General features: G+C 59.9%; 22 protein-coding genes and 1 tRNA gene. All 23 read left to right on the top strand.

Going from position 1 to position 16,780, the window contains the following annotated elements; genetic code table 11:
• The first annotated feature begins 9 nt into the window (after positions 1 to 9).
• Positions 10 to 360, top strand: a complete 351-nt coding sequence (locus GN234_RS08575) for a head decoration protein (protein WP_176688290.1) — start codon at positions 10 to 12, stop codon at positions 358 to 360.
• Positions 361 to 372: 12 nt separating this feature from the next.
• Entirely contained in the window at positions 373 to 1,404 is a 1,032-nt protein-coding gene (locus tag GN234_RS08570) for a major capsid protein (RefSeq protein ID WP_176688289.1), read from the top strand.
• A 1-nt stretch (position 1,405) separates the two neighbouring features.
• Positions 1,406 to 1,594 carry a hypothetical protein gene (locus GN234_RS08565; RefSeq protein WP_176688288.1) on the top strand — a complete coding sequence of 63 codons (189 nt, stop codon included), beginning with the start codon at positions 1,406 to 1,408 and terminating at the stop codon, positions 1,592 to 1,594.
• A complete protein-coding gene (locus GN234_RS08560; RefSeq protein WP_176688287.1) occupies positions 1,594 to 1,914 on the top strand; it encodes a head-tail joining protein in 321 nt (106 codons plus the stop codon). Before GN234_RS08565 ends, GN234_RS08560 begins: the two co-directional genes overlap by 1 nt.
• On the top strand, positions 1,911 to 2,573 hold the full coding sequence (locus GN234_RS08555) for a hypothetical protein (protein WP_176688286.1): 663 nt from the start codon (positions 1,911 to 1,913) through the stop codon (positions 2,571 to 2,573). Before GN234_RS08560 ends, GN234_RS08555 begins: the two co-directional genes overlap by 4 nt.
• Positions 2,566 to 3,096 (top strand): hypothetical protein, encoded by a 531-nt coding sequence (locus tag GN234_RS08550; RefSeq protein ID WP_176688285.1) that lies wholly within the window; start codon positions 2,566 to 2,568, stop codon positions 3,094 to 3,096. The genes GN234_RS08555 and GN234_RS08550 overlap by 8 nt, the downstream gene beginning before the upstream one ends.
• Complete coding sequence (locus tag GN234_RS08545) at positions 3,093 to 3,656, top strand: phage baseplate assembly protein V (protein ID WP_176688284.1); 564 nt, start codon at positions 3,093 to 3,095, stop codon at positions 3,654 to 3,656. Before GN234_RS08550 ends, GN234_RS08545 begins: the two co-directional genes overlap by 4 nt.
• Before the next feature lie 59 nt (positions 3,657 to 3,715).
• A complete protein-coding gene (locus GN234_RS08540; RefSeq protein WP_176687556.1) occupies positions 3,716 to 3,964 on the top strand; it encodes a hypothetical protein in 249 nt (82 codons plus the stop codon).
• 4 nt (positions 3,965 to 3,968) lie between these two features.
• A complete protein-coding gene (locus GN234_RS08535) occupies positions 3,969 to 4,295 on the top strand; it encodes a GPW/gp25 family protein (RefSeq protein WP_069971005.1) in 327 nt (108 codons plus the stop codon).
• Positions 4,292 to 5,176 carry a baseplate assembly protein gene (locus tag GN234_RS08530; RefSeq protein ID WP_176688283.1) on the top strand — a complete coding sequence of 295 codons (885 nt, stop codon included), beginning with the start codon at positions 4,292 to 4,294 and terminating at the stop codon, positions 5,174 to 5,176. Before GN234_RS08535 ends, GN234_RS08530 begins: the two co-directional genes overlap by 4 nt.
• Positions 5,173 to 5,775, top strand: coding sequence for a phage tail protein I (locus tag GN234_RS08525; RefSeq protein WP_123351335.1), 603 nt, complete (start codon positions 5,173 to 5,175; stop codon positions 5,773 to 5,775). Before GN234_RS08530 ends, GN234_RS08525 begins: the two co-directional genes overlap by 4 nt.
• Positions 5,775 to 7,937, top strand: coding sequence for a phage tail protein (locus GN234_RS30030; protein WP_233459538.1), 2,163 nt, complete (start codon positions 5,775 to 5,777; stop codon positions 7,935 to 7,937). Before GN234_RS08525 ends, GN234_RS30030 begins: the two co-directional genes overlap by 1 nt.
• Before the next feature lie 11 nt (positions 7,938 to 7,948).
• Entirely contained in the window at positions 7,949 to 8,353 is a 405-nt protein-coding gene (locus tag GN234_RS08515; RefSeq protein WP_176688282.1) for a phage tail assembly chaperone, read from the top strand.
• Between the two features lie 87 nt (positions 8,354 to 8,440).
• Positions 8,441 to 9,604 (top strand): phage tail sheath subtilisin-like domain-containing protein, encoded by a 1,164-nt coding sequence (locus GN234_RS08510; protein WP_176688281.1) that lies wholly within the window; start codon positions 8,441 to 8,443, stop codon positions 9,602 to 9,604.
• Between the two features lie 12 nt (positions 9,605 to 9,616).
• A complete protein-coding gene (locus tag GN234_RS08505) occupies positions 9,617 to 10,126 on the top strand; it encodes a phage major tail tube protein (RefSeq protein ID WP_176688280.1) in 510 nt (169 codons plus the stop codon).
• A 66-nt stretch (positions 10,127 to 10,192) separates the two neighbouring features.
• Positions 10,193 to 10,519: a phage tail assembly protein gene (locus GN234_RS08500; RefSeq protein WP_176688279.1), complete on the top strand. Its 327-nt coding sequence runs from the start codon at positions 10,193 to 10,195 to the stop codon at positions 10,517 to 10,519.
• A 99-nt stretch (positions 10,520 to 10,618) separates the two neighbouring features.
• Positions 10,619 to 13,198 (top strand): phage tail tape measure protein, encoded by a 2,580-nt coding sequence (locus GN234_RS08495; RefSeq protein WP_176688278.1) that lies wholly within the window; start codon positions 10,619 to 10,621, stop codon positions 13,196 to 13,198.
• Between the two features lie 9 nt (positions 13,199 to 13,207).
• A complete protein-coding gene (locus tag GN234_RS08490) occupies positions 13,208 to 14,053 on the top strand; it encodes a phage tail protein (protein WP_176688277.1) in 846 nt (281 codons plus the stop codon).
• Positions 14,028 to 14,234, top strand: coding sequence for a tail protein X (locus GN234_RS08485; RefSeq protein WP_135846590.1), 207 nt, complete (start codon positions 14,028 to 14,030; stop codon positions 14,232 to 14,234). Before GN234_RS08490 ends, GN234_RS08485 begins: the two co-directional genes overlap by 26 nt.
• Positions 14,235 to 14,297: 63 nt before the next feature.
• A complete protein-coding gene (locus tag GN234_RS08480) occupies positions 14,298 to 15,344 on the top strand; it encodes a phage late control D family protein (protein WP_123351339.1) in 1,047 nt (348 codons plus the stop codon).
• A 68-nt stretch (positions 15,345 to 15,412) separates the two neighbouring features.
• Positions 15,413 to 15,976 carry a glycoside hydrolase family 19 protein gene (locus GN234_RS08475; protein ID WP_176688276.1) on the top strand — a complete coding sequence of 188 codons (564 nt, stop codon included), beginning with the start codon at positions 15,413 to 15,415 and terminating at the stop codon, positions 15,974 to 15,976.
• Positions 15,958 to 16,509, top strand: a complete 552-nt coding sequence (locus GN234_RS08470) for a lysis system i-spanin subunit Rz (protein ID WP_176688275.1) — start codon at positions 15,958 to 15,960, stop codon at positions 16,507 to 16,509. The genes GN234_RS08475 and GN234_RS08470 overlap by 19 nt, the downstream gene beginning before the upstream one ends.
• Positions 16,510 to 16,560: 51 nt before the next feature.
• Positions 16,561 to 16,642: transfer RNA gene (locus GN234_RS08465), tRNA-Gly, on the top strand.
• Positions 16,643 to 16,780 lie beyond the last annotated feature (138 nt).

Genomic DNA, 16,780 nt, shown 5'->3' with positions numbered 1-16,780 from the left:
GAGACATTCATGAGCAACCCGGAACGTAAAACCTACCAGCCGAGCCACCTTTCTGCCGGTGACTTTCCCATTGCAATGGACACCGGCTTCATCGCCGCTGGCCAGACCCTCCCCCGGGGGGCTGTCTTGGGGCAGGTCACCAGTTCGAAAGAGTTCGTGCTGTGCAAAGCCGCAGCTGAAGACGGCTCCCAGGTGCCCACGGCCATCCTCGACGAGGACGTAGACACCACAGGAGGGGCCAAGAGCGCGCCCATACGTTTGACAGGCCAAGTGCTGGGCTCCCAGCTCCACCTCGGTGAAGGCTTGACCTTGGCTGCAGCCAAAGCCGCCCTACGACCTTTCTGCATTTTCATCCGCTGACCGGAGCACCTGATGACCGACATTTTTGACACCCTCACCATGCTCGAAGCCGTCGAGCAGATGAACACGCCTCGTCGCTTCCTGATGAACACTTTCTTCAACGGCGGCAACCCCGTTACCTTCGGCACCGAGGCGGTGACCATCGACATCATCAAGGGCCAGCGCAAGATGGCGCCTTTCGTACACCCATCGCTGCCCGGCAGTGTCTCGCTGCGCAACGGCTTCAGTTCTGAAACGTACAAGCCACCCTACATCCAGCCCAAGCGCGAGACGCGGGCAGAACAAATCCTCAAGCGTGCAGCCGGCGATAACCCATTCTCCTCGCGAACTCCGCTGGAGCGAGCGGGCGAGCAGTTGGGACGCGACCTGATCGACCTGGACGACGAGATCACTCGCCGCGAAGAGTGGATGTGCGCTCAGGCGCTGAGCACTGGGCGCGTTCGGGTGCTGGGCGATGGCGTCGATGACACCATCGATTTTCTGATGGAGGACAGCCACAAAATCGTGCTGGGGGCAGGGCGTTGGAACACGGCGGACTCCGACCCTATTGCCAACTTGCGGCAGTGGAAGCGCCAGATTGCTAAGGATTCCGGGCGCACCGGCAACGTCGCTGTGCTCAGTGGTGAAGCCCAGGATGCTTTCCAGCGCAACGAGACAGTGTTGAAGCAGCTCAACTCTCGCCGGGTGGACATGGGCGTAATCAAGCCTGAAGAGCTGCCAGATGGCGTGACCTATCTTGGCTATCTGAACGACCCCGGCATCGACCTGTACGTCTACGACGAGTGGTACCTGGACGATGACGGTGACGAGCAGCAGATGGTGCCAAGCGGCGGCTTGATGTTGGGCTCGACTTCGACTCGAAACGCGATGCTTTACGGCGCGATCAAGGACATCGAGGCGATTGAAAGCGGCCTGGTCGAAGCTGCCCGTTTTCCAAAAAGTTGGGTGACTCAGGATCCAAGCGCACGGTGGTTGAAGCTGCAAAGCGCTGCCCTGGCCGGGATGCTGGAGCCTAACGCTTTCGTCTTTGCAAAGGTGGTGTGATATGGCTGCCAAAGTTGAGTACGTAGTGATCGAAGGCTGTGTGCAAGACGGTGTCAACCTGGTGCGAAAAGGCAAAGTGTATGTTCCGCCTAGCACTGAGATTCGGGATCTGTTGCTCGAAGAAGGTGTCATCGCCAAGCGCGGCAAGCTGGAGTCTGGATCCGACGCCTCGGATGACGGTGATAGCTGATGGCTTTTCGTGACCAGGTGGCAGCGATGGATGCGCAGTTGCTGGATGTCCTGGGCGACGAGGCTCTGGTCGACGGTCGTGACTTGCCGGTGCCGGGATTTTTCTCGGCGCCCTGGTTGCAGCCAAAGGTGGGAAGGATCAACACCGGTATACGCGAACCAGTGTTCGCCGTCCGTATTGTTGAGGCCCATCTCATTTCTGATGGCCAGTTAATCACTGTCCAGCTCACGCCAGAAGACGGTGGCGGGCGTTATGTCATCGTCAGACGTGAGCCGGATGGCACAGGCTGGGTCAATTTGATCCTTCGGGAGGTGCGATGAGTGTCGGCGGTCATGTCAAATCCTCGGCCAGTTCCGGTCTGTTCACGCTGCAATTGGCTCAAACCGATAAGGATGCGTTCTCCGACTTTGCCGCTCTTGTTCCACAAGCCGCCCGTGCAGCTCAACGGCGAGCCCTGAATAAGACGCTGCGTTGGTTGCGCACGCACATTGCACGAGCGGTAGGCCGGCAAGCTCGAATCGCTATCGCTGCCGTGCGTCAACGGTTAAAGGCTTACCCGGTCAACTCCAACGAGCAAGCCAAGTTGTGGTTTGGCGTCAATCCCATTGAGGCCAGTCGCGCAGGTCGAGTACGACAGGGCCGCTCTGGCGTCTCTGTCGCGGGTCGCAAGTATCAGGGGGCGTTCTACAAGACCGTGTATGGCAGCGCGCCTGACATCTGGATTCGTACCGCCAGTAAACACTTCAGAGCAAGCGACTATCCCGACAGTGATGTGTCAGGCGGCGGTGGGCCAAGTTCGGGCTGGATTGCCGAGAACGGTAGCCGCTATCCACTGGCCAAGGCCAAGATATCGCTCGACGACGTGCGTCCTCACTTTGAGGAATGGTCGCGTCGTGCGCATCAGCGATTGCTTGAGATCCTGGAGCAGGAGATGAATTTCGAGCTGCAAAAATACTTGAGGAAATCAGCCCATGTCTGAGCCCATCATTCCTCTTGACCAGCTTTACTCAGCCATTGAAGAGCAGATCGCCCAGGCCATCCCCGGCTTGGCTTACATCTGCACCATGCCCGACATGTTGCAGCACGTGCCCATTCCTGCTGTTGTACTTGAGCTGGTCGAGCTAGAGCCCGGCCGTGATCCTGGCACTGGCGAAGTTGGAGTCGAGGCACGTTTCGAAGCGCGCATCATTGTCGGCAGCGATCACGAACGCTGTCAGCAGGTGGCCGCATTCATCGCGGCTCAGTTGATTATTTTGCTGCGCATGCAGACGTGGGGATTGGCGGTCGAGCCTGCTGAGTTTATCCAGGCGTCACAGGACTGGACCCGGCCGGAGCTCGACAGCTACGCGGTGTGGGTTGTCGAATGGACCCAGGGTATTTACTTGGGCAAGGAAGAGTGGCCGTGGCCGAACCAGCCACCGGGTACCTTACTCTGGGGCTTCAGCCCTGATACGGGGCCTGGTAGCGAAGGTAGCTACCTGCCTCCGGAGGAGATGGCATGAGCTACCCCAGTGCGCAGCATGACCGCATGCTGGCCGGCTTGGTCAAGGATTGTTATGTGGTGGCGTTGGATCTGACCGCTTCGCCGCCCGTATGTCGGGTGTCGGATGGGGACTGGGTCAGTGCCTGGGTACGATGGCACAGTATCGCGGCCGGCAAGGCACGTCATTGGCGAGCGCCTAGCCTCGGCGAGCAAGGAACCCTGGTCAGTGCCAGCGGGGAAGTGGCGCAAGGCACGTTCATCCCCGGTCTGTATGGCAATGCCGGGGCGCCGCCAGACAACCGCGACCACGTCGAGGTGTGGCGTTTCGATGATGGTGGCTCGCTGGTCTACGACTGGCAGGCCAGCACCTACACCATCACCGTGCCAAGCGGTACCGTGACTATCAAAGTCGGCGGAACCGAAGTGGTTGTTACCGACAGTGCGATCAACGCCACGGCAGGCGATATCACCCTGACCGGCAATGTGCAGATCAACGGCCCGTTAAAGGTAACGGGCGATATCCACGGCGGCGGCCGCATCATCGACACAACCGGCAACACGCCGAACCATAAACACTGACTCCAACATTTATTCACAGCCCGCCGCGTGCGGGCTTTTGCATTTCTGGAGCAACCCAAATGAGCAAAACGCGAACAGACACCGAGCGGCCAACGGCCGTCGCGGCGCTGCCTGAGCCAGTCCAAACCGAGTCGCCGGCACCCATCGGACCGGCGCGAATGTTCCGCGACACCCGGTACACCTCACGCACGCTGATCATGCCAGACGGCAGCACCTTGCCGGTCATCGCCGGCCAGGTCACAGCGTGCGGCGATGATCAGTACGCCTTCCTCAAGGCGCACCCGGATATGCAACTGCTGACGGAGTAATTCCATGATCGGAGTGGACCGTCGCACGGGGCAGCCGCTGTCCGGCCAGGCGCATTTGCGGCAGTCCATTGAGGACATTCTGAGCACGCCTGTCGGCAGCCGCCGCATGCGGCCGGAGTACGGCAGCCAAATGCGTCGCTATGTCGACCTGCCAGTTAACGAAGGTTGGAAAAGCGCGGTGCAGGCTGAAGTCGCTCGTGCCCTCGGTCGTTGGGAACCCCGTTTGAAGCTGGAGCGTGTTCGGGTCATTGCGGTGGTGGATGGACAAATCACCTTGCAACTGACGGGCTCCTACATTGGCGATGGCGTGGTGCTGGAGGTGAACGCATGAGCACTATCGACCTTTCGGCGTTGCCGGCTCCACAGGTGCTGGAGAGTCTGGATTTTGAAGAGTTGTATCAGGGCGAGCTGGCAACGTTCCGCGAGTACATGGGCGATAACTGGACCGCTTTCCTTGAAAGCGACCCGGTGACCAAGCTGCTGGAGTTGGGTGCTTATCGACGCATGCAGAATCGGGCGAGGGTCAACGACGCGGCCAAGGCACTATTTCTGGCTCATGCCACGGGTGCCGACCTGGAGCAGTTGGCCGCCAACGTGAACCTGCAACGCTTGGTCATCCAGGCTGAAGACTCAACCGCCGTGCCCCCAGTACCGGCGGTGCTGGAGAGTTACGACGCGCTGCGCGAGCGGGTGCAACTTAGGTATGAGGGGCTGACCACAGCCGGGCCACGAAACAGCTACATCCTGCATGCCCGTAACGCCTCGGGCCTGGTGGCAGACGCCACGGCCGAAAGCCCGGCGCCGGCCGAGGTGGTCGTGACGGTGCTGTCCCTGGAGGGCGATGGTACGGCCAGCCCCGAGTTGTTGGCCGAAGTGGACACTCACCTCAATGACGAAGATCGGCGGCCTGTTGCTGATCGGCTGACAGTGCAGGGCGCCGAGATCCTGCCTTATCGAATCGATGCCGTGGTGTACATGGCCGGTACTGGACCAGAAAACGAGGCAGCACTTGCAGAGTGCAATGCGCGCTTGCAGGCCTGGATTAACCCCCGGCGCCGCTTGGGCGTTGAGGTGGCCCGTTCGGCGATTGATGCACAGATCCACGTCAGCGGTGTGGCCCGAGTGGAGATCCCTGGATGGGTAGACATCCGTCCAACCAAGGCCCAGGCAGCGTGGTGCACGGGGTTCACCATAAAGCGGGGTGGTAAATGAAAAGTTTGCTTCCCCTCAACAGCACTCAGCTTGAGCGGGCCATTGAGGCGGCTATCGACGAAACAACGGAGATACCGCTCAGAACCCTATACAACCCGGACACCTGCCCGGCGCACCTGCTTTACCAATTGGCTTGGGCTTGGTCCGTGGACCGCTGGGACGAGGCCTGGCCCGAAGAGGTCAAGCGCTCGGTGATTCGCTCTTCGTTCTACGTCCATGCCCACAAGGGCACCATAGGCGCCTTGCGCCGTGTGGTGGAGCCGTTCGGCTATCTCATCGAGGTAGTGGAGTGGTTCAAGACTCAACCTATGGGGGTGCCGGGAACGTTCGCCTTGAAGATCGGTGTTTCCGATGAAGGCATCAGCGAAGAAACCTATCAGGAACTGACGTGGCTGATCGATGACGCCCGGCCGGTCAGTCGCCACATGACCGGATTGGCGATCAGCCTCGAAACCCGAGGGAAATTGAACATCGGTGTTGCCCTGTATGAGGGCGACGAAATCGACGTGTACCCGCCGATCATGCGTGACATTGAAGTCACCGGATCCATCGGCGTGGTAGGGCGCGAACACACCATAGACACCTTGGACGTTTATTAATGATTGATCAGACCTCGCAATTTTTCGCGATTCTCACGAACGTGGGAACGGCGAAACAGGCGAACGCCGATGCCCTTGGCGTTCCGTGGAAACTTACCGAAATGGGCGTGGGTGACGCCAACGGCACCGACCCGGTTCCAAGCGCTGCGCAAACGTCTCTTATCAACGAATGGCGCCGCCGACCGCTGAATCAGCTTTTTATTGACCCAGTCAATCCGGCGGTGATTGTCGCCGAGCAAGTGATTCCGGCCGATGAGGGTGGATACTGGATTCGTGAAATCGGTCTGTACGACGCTGACGGGGACCTGGTGGCGGTCGCGAACTGCCCGCCGAGTTTTAAGCCGATCATGTCGCAGGGCTCGGGCAGGACCCAAGTTGTTCGGATGAACTTCATTGTTAGTAGCACGGGCAACATCACGCTTAAGATTGACCCGTCAGTGGTGTTAGCAACACGGGAATACGTCGAGCGGCGGATTCTTGAAGAACTGTTCAAGTTCGACAGCAAGCAGTCAGTGCGAGCAGCGACTACGGCCAATATCGCGTTGACTGGGGTTCAGACCATCGATGGTGTAAGCCTGCTCGCGGGCGACCGGGTGTTGGTAAAGAATCAAGCAGCCTCTAAAGACAACGGCATCTACATCGTTGGTGTAGCGGCTTGGCAGCGTGCGCCGGATGCTGATAGCAGTGCTGAAGTCACCTCGGCGATGATCTTGTCCGTCGAGCAAGGCGCTACGCTGGCTGACACTCGCTGGCAGTTGGTGACGGATGGGGCAATTGTCCTGGGCACCACGTCGCTGACTTTTCAGAACATCACCCAGGGGTTTGCAACCATCAATTCCCCGGCCTTTCTGGGAAGCCCAACAGCCCCAACTGCGCCGCTCAATAACAGTAGCCAACTGCTCGCCAATACTGCGTTTGTTCAGCGAGCCCTCGGCAACCATTCAAGCGTTGGCGGCCTGGACGTCAGCACTGTGCTGACGGCCGATGCTTTCGGGAAAGCTTTCATTATCAACTCCGTTAACCCGGTCAATATCACCTTGCCCAAGGCAAGTACCGGATTCAACGGCGGCACCATCACGCTGGTGAACGTCTCGACCGGAACCGCGACAATCATCCTACAGGGCACTGATTATGTGGCGGGCATCGCCGCGAATCAGCTCGTGCTCAAAACATTGGACACCATCACTCTATCGACCGGTGCAGGCATCACTTGGTATGCCGAAAACGGATCGATTCCCAACGTGCTGTCTACTGCCTTCAACGGAGGGGTACGTTCAATCCTTGATATTTTCGGACTTGGAACGGACGCTGCGAAAATCCCCCTGATCGCGGACTTTTCGACTGACATCAAACCTGGTCTTTATCGAGCGTTTACGTTGGAGCATCCGAATGCGGCTATTGGTGGGCCGCCAGACTCCGGCACACAAGGCGGCACTTCAATGACTGTTCTTGTCGGCGGTGGGTACATCACCGCCGGGTACAAGACTTTTCTGGCGATCATCAACAACACGGCGAACAGTCCAACGCGGGTTTACATCGGACACAAGACTGCAACGGGAACACAGCCGTATTGGAGCGAGCTGGGTCAAACAGCCCATTTGCCCTATCGCGGCAAGGCCCTCTACAGAACCGCTGGTGTTTACCAATGGACAGTTCCGGCGAATGTTTGGAAGGTATTTGTTGAGGTGCGGGGCGGGGGCGGTAGTGGGGCTTTCGGAGCCTTGGAGACTGGTGCCGGTGGGGGAGGAGCTGGTGGACTTAGTACACGACTGGTTTCTGTTACGCCTGGCTCTGTAATTACGGTGACCGTGGGTGCAGGTGGTGCGTATGTGACAACTGTCAACGCAGCAGGTAACGCGGGCGGTACCTCTTCATTCGGCACTCACTGCTCAGCCACTGGTGGCGGCGGCGGGTTGGTTTCCGGTGGCGCCGGCGGAGGTTATGGTTCAGGGGGGGATTTCAACGGGACTTTAGGAGCCGGCAACCCTCCAGTGCGCAACGCGGCTTCCAACGGTGCAAATGGTGGGGCAGGTGGAGGTGGCGAGAGCATTTTCGCAGCCAACGACACTACCCCGCTCACACAGCCCGGGATGGGCGGAGGCGGACGAATCGCAAGTAGATCGCAGGCCGGGGCTGATGGCTGTGTCTTTATCACGTACTGAGGGGGGACTTTATGCAGTGGGCAAGAGTTGAGAACGGAGCGGTAGTAGAAACCACCGACATTGACCCCGACGAACGTTTCCATCCGGATCTATTTTGGCAAAGCTGCCCCGTGGACGTCCGGCCAGGCTGGGTATTAATAGATGGTGAGTTTGTTGCTCTCTCGGAGTCGCCGCCTTCTGAGCGAGCCGACGCTGAGCGGGTGTGGCGCAACACTGAGTTGCTATCCACCGAGTGGCTGATCACCCGCCATCGTGATGAGCAGGATTTGGCCCAAGACACCACGTTGACGATGGAGCAGTTTTCCGAACTGTTGGGATATCGGAAAGCGCTTCGAGACTGGCCTCAGTCCGAGCGCTTTCCTGATAGCCAGTACCGTCCCCTAGCGCCGCCCTGGATCGCCGAACAAACTCAATAAACGCCCCGCATTGAAGGGGCGTTTTCTTTTCTGCTTCACCACAAACAAGGCCCCGCACTGCGGGGCTTTTTCGTATCTGGAGAACCTATGAGCTTCTTTCACGGCGTTACCACCACGAACGTCGACACCGGCGCTCGTGTCATTGCGTTGCCTTCGTCATCAATCATTGGACTGGTTGACACCTTTGTACCGGCGCCGGCCTACAGCGCGCAGCCGAATGACCTGGTGGTGATCACCAATGAGCGTGAGGCGGTGGCTGCCTTCGGCGCCGACTCGGCGATTACCAAAGCCTGCAAGGCCATTTACACCCGGGCCAAGGCGGTGATCGTCGCCTGTGGTGTGGCCCAGTTGGCCGATCCGGCCGCACAGACCTCGGCAATCATCGGCGGCGTTCTGGCTGACGGCAAGCGTACCGGCCTGCAGGCGCTGCTGGACGGCAAGAGCCGGTTCAACGCGCAGCCGCGGCTGTTGGTGACTCCCAAGCACAGCGCGACCCTGGCTGTCGGTACCGCGCTGGTCGCGCTGGCGGACAAACTGCGAGGGCTCGCCATCCTCGACGGTCCGAACACCACCGATGAGGCGGTGATGGCCTACGCCGAGAACTTCGGCGCCAGGCGGTCGTACCTGGTTGATCCAGGCGTGCAGTATTGGGACACCACGGTGGATGCAACGGTCGACGCACCGGGCTCTGCCTGGGTGGCGGGGTTGTTCGCCTGGACCGACAGCGAATACGGCTTTTGGGCTTCGCCTTCGAACAAGGAATTTGTCGGCATCACCGGTACCACGCGGCCCATTGAATTTCTGGACGGTGACGAAACCTGCCGGGCCAACCTGCTCAACAACGCCAACATCACCACGATCATCCGTGATGACGGCTTCCGCCTGTGGGGCAACCGCACCCTGTCGAGCGATCCGAAGTGGGCGTTCGTCACTCGCGTACGGACGATGGACATCGTCATGGACGCGATCCTCTACGGCCACAAATGGGCAGTCGACCGTTCCATCACTGCGACGTACATCAAGGACGTGACCGAAGGCCTCCAAGCGTTCATGCGCGACCTGAAAGCCCAAGGCGCAATCATCAACTTCGAGGTGTTTGCCGACCCGGAGCTGAACACGGCCAGCCAGCTGGAGCAGGGCAAGGTGTATTGGAACATCCGCTTCACCGACGTTCCGCCGGCAGAAAACCCCAACTTTCGCGTAGAAGTCACCAACCAATGGCTGACCGAAGTCCTCGACACCGCCGCTTAAGGAGCGACCCCAATGGCAATGATTCCCGAAACCCTGGCGAACCTGAACTTGTTCGCCGACGGCGTCAGCTTTCAGGGCGATGTGCCGAGCCTGACGCTCCCCAAGCTCACGCTCAAGATGGAAGAGCATCGCGGCGGCGGCATGGATGCGCCGGTCGAGCTGGACATGGGTATGGAAAAACAGGAAGCGAACTTTACTACCACTGGGGTACGCCGTGAGTCGTTGAAGTTCTTTGGCTTGGCCGATGGCACGGCGTTTAACGGTACGTTCCGAGGGGCCTACAAAGGGCTCAAAGGCAAAGTCACGCCGGTCATCGTCACCCTGCGCGGCACGCTGAAAGAGGTCGACATGGGCGACTGGAAATCGGGCGACAAGGCCGAGATCAAGCACTCCATCGGGCTGACGTACTACAAGCTCGAAGTGGACGGTCGAACCGTCTACGAGATCGACCCCATCGGCATGCGCCGCGTCATCAATGGCGTTGATCAACTTGCCGCCCAGCGTTCCGCATTGGGCCTCTAATTCCCTTTGATACCCCGCCTGGCGAGTCTCCCGGGCGGCGCTTCCTCTTTTTAAGGACACACCTCTATGAGCAGTACCGCAATTCCAAGCTGGATGACCCTGGCCGCTGACCGCGTCACCGTGAAATTGACCGTACCGTTTGAAGCCAACAGCGTACGCGTCGACACGCTTAGCTTGCGAACACCCACCGTGCGTGACCTTCGCATCGCTCGCCAAACAGCGCCCAATGATGAAGAGCAGCAAGACCTGAATTTGTTCGCCTCCCTGGCTGAAGTCAGTCCCAAGGATCTGGATGGCTTGCCTTTGAAGGACTACTACCGTGTACAGGCCGGCTATTTTCGCCTGGTGCGCGAAGATGAACTTCAGCCCGACAGTGCAGAAACAACTCGCTAAGCGTTTAGCCGCTGAGCTGAACTTTTCCGCAGCAGAGATCCAGACCATGCCGTTCTCCGACATGGTCTGGTGGCTCTCGGACTGAACAAGGGGTAGACGATGGCTAGCAAACTGGCGTTATCGCTAGTGATTGGCGGCGCCGTCAGTTCGACGATGGCGTCTGCCTTCCGCACGGTCGAAGGCCACATCAAAAAGCTGGAGGACAAAGGCAACAAGGCCAAGGTGCTCAAGAGCACCATTAGCGAAACCATCCGCCTGCGCGATGAATGGAAGCGGGCGCACGACAGCGGCGCCGCTTCGGCGGATGGCCTGTTGCGCAAGCTCAACGGCAACCTTGATGCCCTGCGCAAGCAAGGTGTGGAGGTGGGCCGGCTCGGCCAGGAATACCAGCGGCTCGGTCGGGCGGCCAAGGCTGCCGATCTACAGCTCAAGGGGCACCAGCAGCTCGATGCCGGCAAGAAAGGACTCACGTCGAGCATTGGTCAAGGTGTTGTCGCTACCGGTTTTGCGGCGATTCCAACCAAAGTCAGTGCAGACTATCAGGCGATTATCCGCGATATCGCGATCAAGGCGGACGTGGCTAACAAGCCACAAGAAACGCAACTTACTCAGACGGTGATCCAGACTTCTCGCGATGCGGGTATGGCCCGTAACGACGTGGCAGATCTGGTAAACCAGCTGGTCGGTGCCGGCATGGACCTCAAGCAGGCCATGGCCTACGCACCGACGGCGGCGAAGTTTTCCATCGGCCAGAGTGCGTCCGGCGTCGACACGGCCAGCATGATCATGGCGCTGCAGCAGAACGCCAAGATCACCGACCCCAAGGTGATGCAGCAGGCCCTGGAAGCCATTGCCTATCAGGGGCAGGCGGGGAGCTTCGAGGCCAGCGATATGGCCCGGTGGTTCCCTCAATTGCTGGCCAGCATGGAGAAGAACGGCAGCACTGGCATGGAAGCGGTCAGCTCCTTGGGCGCGATGCTTCAAGTCCAGATGAAAACGGCCGGCGGCTCGGACGAAGCGGCCAACAACCTGAAAAACTGGATGGAGAAAATCGGTTCGGGTGACGTGGTCAAGGCGTACAAGGACGCCGGCATTGACTATCAAGGCTCCCTGAACACTGGCATTCAGAAGGGCATGTCGACCCTGGAATCCAGCTTCGCCCTGGCGATGAAATACATCCAGGCCACCGATCCGGCGAAAGCCGCGAAGATGGCCGAGGCCCAGGCCAAGATCAGCAAGGAGACAGATCCGGAGAAGGCCAAGGCGGCGCTCGATGCGCTGGAGAAATCCCTGCGTACCGGTGACCTCTTCGCCGACATGCAGGTCAAGGCAGCGCTCACTGCCTACTCGCAAAACAAGTCGCTGTATGAGCAACTGAAAAAGGATTCGCAGTCTTCTGGCGGGATCCTCGATAAGAACCTGGCCGAGCGGCGCGAAACGTCGAAACAGATGTGGGACGAGCTGGGCCAGGCGGTTAGCGATGGCATGCGCAGCGTGGGGGACGCCATCCGCCCGGCGACCGACGCGGTCGCCCAGGGCCTGACCTCAATTGTACGTGGGCTGACCAAGCTTTCGGATGGCTCGCAACCGGTGGTGCTTGGCATTGCTGGCATCACCGCCGGCCTGTTGGCCCTCAAGACAGCTGCCAGCGCGGTGAAGATTGGCAAGGGGCTGTACAACATATCGCGTGGCCGGGCGATGGAACGAGGCGTGGGTGCCCTGGGTGATGCCGCTGCCAAGGCTCCGAAAACCGGTATCAAAACGGTGGACAAGGGGCTGGGAGTCCTCGGTAAGTTGATGGGGGCCGGCAACGATCCGGCAGCAGGGAGCAGCAATGAGCCGCAACGTGTGTTTGTCGTCAATGCTGATGCAATAGGCCGGGCTGGTTCTGGTCCAGGTGCAGATCCTGGCGGCGGTTCCGGCAGGCGTCAGCGTGGCCGACGAGGTCGCCGTACCGGTATTGGGACCACCCCGCGTCGGCGATTACCCGTCCGGGTGCCCAGCCCTCCGGCCGTGTCACCCCCTGCCGCTGTGTCTGTCATGCCAAAGGTGGGGCTGTTGGCTGCTGCGCCTATGGCTGCTGCGGCGGAGGCAGCGTCCGGTGGCTCGCTCGGCCGTGCGGTTCAGTCGATCAGGGGCGTCACCCGAGCCACCAAACGTATCCCCGGCGGTAACGTACTTGATGCAGGGGTGGGGGTCTTGGATACCGCGCTCAACGCCACGACCCAAGACGAAAAAGCCGAGGGCTATGGCGGCGCCGCCGGTGGTTTGGCAGGCGCCCTGGCTGGCGGTGCGGCCGGTGCGGCTATTGGTTCGGTGGTGCCGATCATTGGGACCGCCATCGGGGGAGCAATTGGTGCCGCTTTGGGCGGCCTGGGTGGCGAGAGTATCGGCGGCTTCTTGGGTAAGTCCTGGTTTGGCAGTGATGGTAAGGCCGAAGAGGCCAAGCCTCCCGAAGTTACCAAGCCAGCAGAACCAACGCCGCCAGTGCCACCCAAGGTTGAGCAGGCTTTCAGTTTCGCGCCAAGTGTCTCGATTACCGTTCAAGGCGATGTGAAGGATCCTGCGCAGTTGGCACGGGAGCTGGAGCCGCACCTACGTCAGCAAATGGAAGCCTTTTCCCGCGAGGTGGCTGCCCGCCAGGCGTCGAGTCAGCTGTTCGATTCCCCTCACGTTTAAGGAGGTGCCATGGCCTACATGGAGCAACTGCAATCGGTGTTCAAATCACTGCTCGCAGCGGGGGAGGCTGGCCGTACCAGTCTCGACGGTATGCTGGGCCCGCTTAATGGCGCAATCAGCGACATGACGGGCGCCGCCTCGGAGCTGGAGGGGGTGCCCTTCATTGGGCCGGCCATCGGCGCCAAGATGCAACGGACCATGCGGGCAATCAACGCGGCGCAGTCCACCGTGGGCCAGGTGGCGGCGAAGTACAACCAAGCGGTCACCGCTGCCGGCCAAGTCCAGGAGCGGCTGGGTTCGCTCAAGGAACAGGCAGGCAAGGCGGGAGCAGCGATTAATCGCATCGCCGGCCAGGTGAGCCCCTCGCTGAGCAACATCATGCCCACGGGTTCATTTGCTCCACAGCTGACACCAGCGGCCGAGGCGGTGAAGCCGTTCCCGCATCTGCTGATCATGCAGCCTCTGGAGCCGAACGCGCAGCCGTACTACTTCAACCTGGATACGGCGGCTTTCGAGGAACTACGTCGGCAGACGTCGTTTCGTTGGGCTGGTCAGGAACGTCTGACACGTAGCATCGCCCAGCAGGCAGTCGGCCAGGGAGAGGACAAAATCAGCCTCAAGGGCGTGATTTTTCCGGGCTTCAAAGGTGGGCTCAAACAAATGGACACCTTGCGCACCATCGGGCGACGTCTGCAGCCGGTGAACCTGACCACCGGCTACGGCGAAGTGCTCGGCACCTGGTGCCTGCTCAACATCGAGGAAGATCAAAGCAACCTGCTCGCGGGTGGCATTCCGCGTAAGCAGTCCTTTTCACTGGAGTTTGTGAGCTATGGCGACGACCTGCAGAACGTCTGACGGGGATTTGTTGGACACCGTCTGTCATCACTACTACGGCCATCTGAATGGCACGGTGGAGGCTGTGCTTGCCGCCAATCAAGGCCTAGCCGATGAGCCTCAACCGTTTCGCGCTGGGGTGATCATCGTGCTGCCGGATCTGCCGGCGCAGACGCTGGAGGATATCCAGCTGTGGGATTAAACAACACCGTTACACCTCATAAGCCCCGCCCCGTGCGGGGTTTCTTTTTTCTGGAGTGTCACCATGAAGCCGACCTATCGCATCGTTGCGGACGGCAAGGACATCACCGCGTTGATCAATGACCGGTTATTGAGTCTGCGCACCTCGGATAAGCCGGGCATGGATTCGGACGACTTTGAGTTGAGGATCGATGATCGTGATCAAGCGGTTGCGCTGCCTACGCGTGGGGCGGGTATCGAGGTTTACCTGGGATATACCGGCCAGGCCCTGACCCGCCTTGGGCGCTACACCGTCGACGAGATCGAGTTGTCGGGGCCGCCTGACACGATGGTGATCCGGGGTAAAGCCAGTGACATGCGTGGCAGCGGCAAGACCGTGCGCAGCGGGTCCTGGGAAAACGTGCCCCTGCAGCAGATTGTCCGCGACGTGGCAGCCCGCAATGGTTGGCAGCCGGTGTGTCCGGTGCAAACAAAAGTGCCTCGAGTCGACCAACTCAACGAGTCGGATTACAACTTCATCACTCGCCTTGCCAAACAATATGACTGCACGGCCAAGCTGGCCGACGGCAAGCTGTTGGTCATGCCTCGGCAGGGCGGCCAGACCGCGAGCGGCAAGAACCTGAGCCCTGTAGTTTTGAGGCGTGCGGATCTGAGCCGCTATCAATTCCGCCTCGGCGACCGCAATACGCAAAAGGCCGTACGCACCAAGCATCAGGATAAAAAATCCGGCGCGCTTAAGGTGGTCGAGCTGGACAACGACGACCTGCCGAACGGCCTACCAGCGGTCCATACCGACCGGCATATCTACCCCAACAAGTCAGCCGCAGAGCAGGCCGCCAAGGCGCGCTTGGCTGCGTTCAATCGCAGCAGCGCCGGGGTTCGCCTGGAAATGGCCGGGCGTACCGATGTATTTGCCGAGCGCTCCATCATTGTCCAGGGCATCAAGCCCGGGCTTGACGGTGAATACCTGGCAGAGGCGGTGGAGCAGTTGTTCACCTCCAGCGGCTGGACCACCACCGTCGAGTGCAACGGCGGCAAGAAGGGCAAGGCCAACGCCAAGGGTAAGAAAAAGAAGAAGGAAGCCAAGCCGGTCAAGGTTGTCCAGCTTTAGACGCGCCAAGCACCACTCTCAAACACAACCGCAACCCGCCATCGAGCGGGATTTTTTTTGGAGCCCCCATGCCACTCACTGAGCAGCAACTACAGCGCATCATGCCCAACGCCCGCCGCCAAGCGGGCGTTTTCGTATCGGCCCTGAACGCCGCCATGGCACACCGACAGATCGATACGCCCAAGCGGCAGGCGGCATTCCTGGCCCAGGTTGGGCATGAGTCCGGCCAACTGCAGTACGTGCGGGAGCTGGGCGGCGATCAGTACCTCAGCAAATACGACACCGGTTCGCTGGCTTCGAAACTCGGCAACACTCCCGAGCCCGACGGCGATGGTCAGCGCTATCGTGGTCGCGGCTTAATCCAGGTTACCGGTGCCCACAACTACCTACGCTGCAGCTTGGCGCTGTTCGGTGACGAGCGCCTGTTGCGCACGCCCGAACTGCTGGAGCTGCCCCAATGGGCGGCCGAGTCGGCTGCATGGTTCTGGTGGGTCAGGGAACTGAACGTGCTGGCTGATCGTGATGAGTTTGAAACGATCACCCGGAAAATCAACGGCGGGCTCAACGGCTTGGCAGATCGTCTGCAGTTGTGGGAGCGGGCGAGGGCGGTGTTATGCGTCTCGTCGACCTGATCCCGCTGCAATACCGCGTGCTGGTCGCCGGGTTTCTACTGTGCGCTTTGGTCGCCGCTTCGGCGGCCATCGCCTGGACCGTCCAAGGCTGGCGATACGGTCAGCAGCTGGAAAAACAAGCCCGGCTCCACACCGAAACCCTCAACCAAATAACCCTGGCCTCGACCGCGCTGCAGCGCACCGAGCAGGACAAGCGCCTGGCCCTAGAGCAGCGGCTGGCCGTCAATGATCAAACCCACTATCGAGCCCTTACCGATGCCCAACGTGATCAGGATCGCCTACGTGATCGCCTCGCTACTGCTGATGTCCGGCTGTCAGTCCTACTCGACGCCACCGATACCACCAACGGCTGTGCAGTGCCAGCCGCCACCAGCCCCAGCGGCGTGGTTCATGGAGCCACACGCGCCCGACTTGACCCGGCGCATGCTCAACGAATTATCGGCATCACCGTCGATGGGGACAGAGGACTGATCGCATTGAAGGCGTGCCAGTCGTACGTTGATGAGCTGCGTTCCGGCGGACACGCTGATTAAGCATTAAAAATATTGACGGGTGGCTTTGTGCCATGTTTTTATGAGGTCATCAATGGGGTGGTGGAATTGGTAGACACGCCGTTTTACCAAATCGGTGCCGAAAGGCGTGCGGGTTCGAGTCCCGTCCCCCCTATCCCTCATAAAAAACCTTCGCATTGCGAAGGTTTTTTTTCGCCAAAAATTAAGCATCAAATATCTGCTCAACTCATAGCGATCCTTCTTGGGGGAGGCTTCGTCTTACCACGTTAGAAAAATCCGTCGAAATAAAGGA

Source organism: Pseudomonas bijieensis (genome assembly GCF_013347965.1).
GTDB classification, from domain to species: Bacteria; Pseudomonadota; Gammaproteobacteria; order Pseudomonadales; family Pseudomonadaceae; genus Aquipseudomonas; species Aquipseudomonas bijieensis.
The sequence above is the reverse complement of the archived record's forward strand: the minus strand, read 5'-3'. Positions and strand labels throughout refer to the sequence as shown.

What these genes read in the sequence shown, in the direction of transcription:
- GN234_RS08575 (WP_176688290.1), top strand. Translation starts at nt 10, where the DNA reads ATGAGCAACCCGGAACGTAAAACCTACCAGCCGAGCCACCTTTCTGCC.
- GN234_RS08570 (WP_176688289.1), top strand. Translation starts at nt 373, where the DNA reads ATGACCGACATTTTTGACACCCTCACCATGCTCGAAGCCGTCGAGCAG.
- GN234_RS08565 (WP_176688288.1), top strand. Translation starts at nt 1,406, where the DNA reads ATGGCTGCCAAAGTTGAGTACGTAGTGATCGAAGGCTGTGTGCAAGAC.
- GN234_RS08560 (WP_176688287.1), top strand. Translation starts at nt 1,594, where the DNA reads ATGGCTTTTCGTGACCAGGTGGCAGCGATGGATGCGCAGTTGCTGGAT.
- GN234_RS08555 (WP_176688286.1), top strand. Translation starts at nt 1,911, where the DNA reads ATGAGTGTCGGCGGTCATGTCAAATCCTCGGCCAGTTCCGGTCTGTTC.
- GN234_RS08550 (WP_176688285.1), top strand. Translation starts at nt 2,566, where the DNA reads ATGTCTGAGCCCATCATTCCTCTTGACCAGCTTTACTCAGCCATTGAA.
- GN234_RS08545 (WP_176688284.1), top strand. Translation starts at nt 3,093, where the DNA reads ATGAGCTACCCCAGTGCGCAGCATGACCGCATGCTGGCCGGCTTGGTC.
- GN234_RS08540 (WP_176687556.1), top strand. Translation starts at nt 3,716, where the DNA reads ATGAGCAAAACGCGAACAGACACCGAGCGGCCAACGGCCGTCGCGGCG.
- GN234_RS08535 (WP_069971005.1), top strand. Translation starts at nt 3,969, where the DNA reads ATGATCGGAGTGGACCGTCGCACGGGGCAGCCGCTGTCCGGCCAGGCG.
- GN234_RS08530 (WP_176688283.1), top strand. Translation starts at nt 4,292, where the DNA reads ATGAGCACTATCGACCTTTCGGCGTTGCCGGCTCCACAGGTGCTGGAG.
- GN234_RS08525 (WP_123351335.1), top strand. Translation starts at nt 5,173, where the DNA reads ATGAAAAGTTTGCTTCCCCTCAACAGCACTCAGCTTGAGCGGGCCATT.
- GN234_RS30030 (WP_233459538.1), top strand. Translation starts at nt 5,775, where the DNA reads ATGATTGATCAGACCTCGCAATTTTTCGCGATTCTCACGAACGTGGGA.
- GN234_RS08515 (WP_176688282.1), top strand. Translation starts at nt 7,949, where the DNA reads ATGCAGTGGGCAAGAGTTGAGAACGGAGCGGTAGTAGAAACCACCGAC.
- GN234_RS08510 (WP_176688281.1), top strand. Translation starts at nt 8,441, where the DNA reads ATGAGCTTCTTTCACGGCGTTACCACCACGAACGTCGACACCGGCGCT.
- GN234_RS08505 (WP_176688280.1), top strand. Translation starts at nt 9,617, where the DNA reads ATGGCAATGATTCCCGAAACCCTGGCGAACCTGAACTTGTTCGCCGAC.
- GN234_RS08500 (WP_176688279.1), top strand. Translation starts at nt 10,193, where the DNA reads ATGAGCAGTACCGCAATTCCAAGCTGGATGACCCTGGCCGCTGACCGC.
- GN234_RS08495 (WP_176688278.1), top strand. Translation starts at nt 10,619, where the DNA reads ATGGCTAGCAAACTGGCGTTATCGCTAGTGATTGGCGGCGCCGTCAGT.
- GN234_RS08490 (WP_176688277.1), top strand. Translation starts at nt 13,208, where the DNA reads ATGGCCTACATGGAGCAACTGCAATCGGTGTTCAAATCACTGCTCGCA.
- GN234_RS08485 (WP_135846590.1), top strand. Translation starts at nt 14,028, where the DNA reads ATGGCGACGACCTGCAGAACGTCTGACGGGGATTTGTTGGACACCGTC.
- GN234_RS08480 (WP_123351339.1), top strand. Translation starts at nt 14,298, where the DNA reads ATGAAGCCGACCTATCGCATCGTTGCGGACGGCAAGGACATCACCGCG.
- GN234_RS08475 (WP_176688276.1), top strand. Translation starts at nt 15,413, where the DNA reads ATGCCACTCACTGAGCAGCAACTACAGCGCATCATGCCCAACGCCCGC.
- GN234_RS08470 (WP_176688275.1), top strand. Translation starts at nt 15,958, where the DNA reads ATGCGTCTCGTCGACCTGATCCCGCTGCAATACCGCGTGCTGGTCGCC.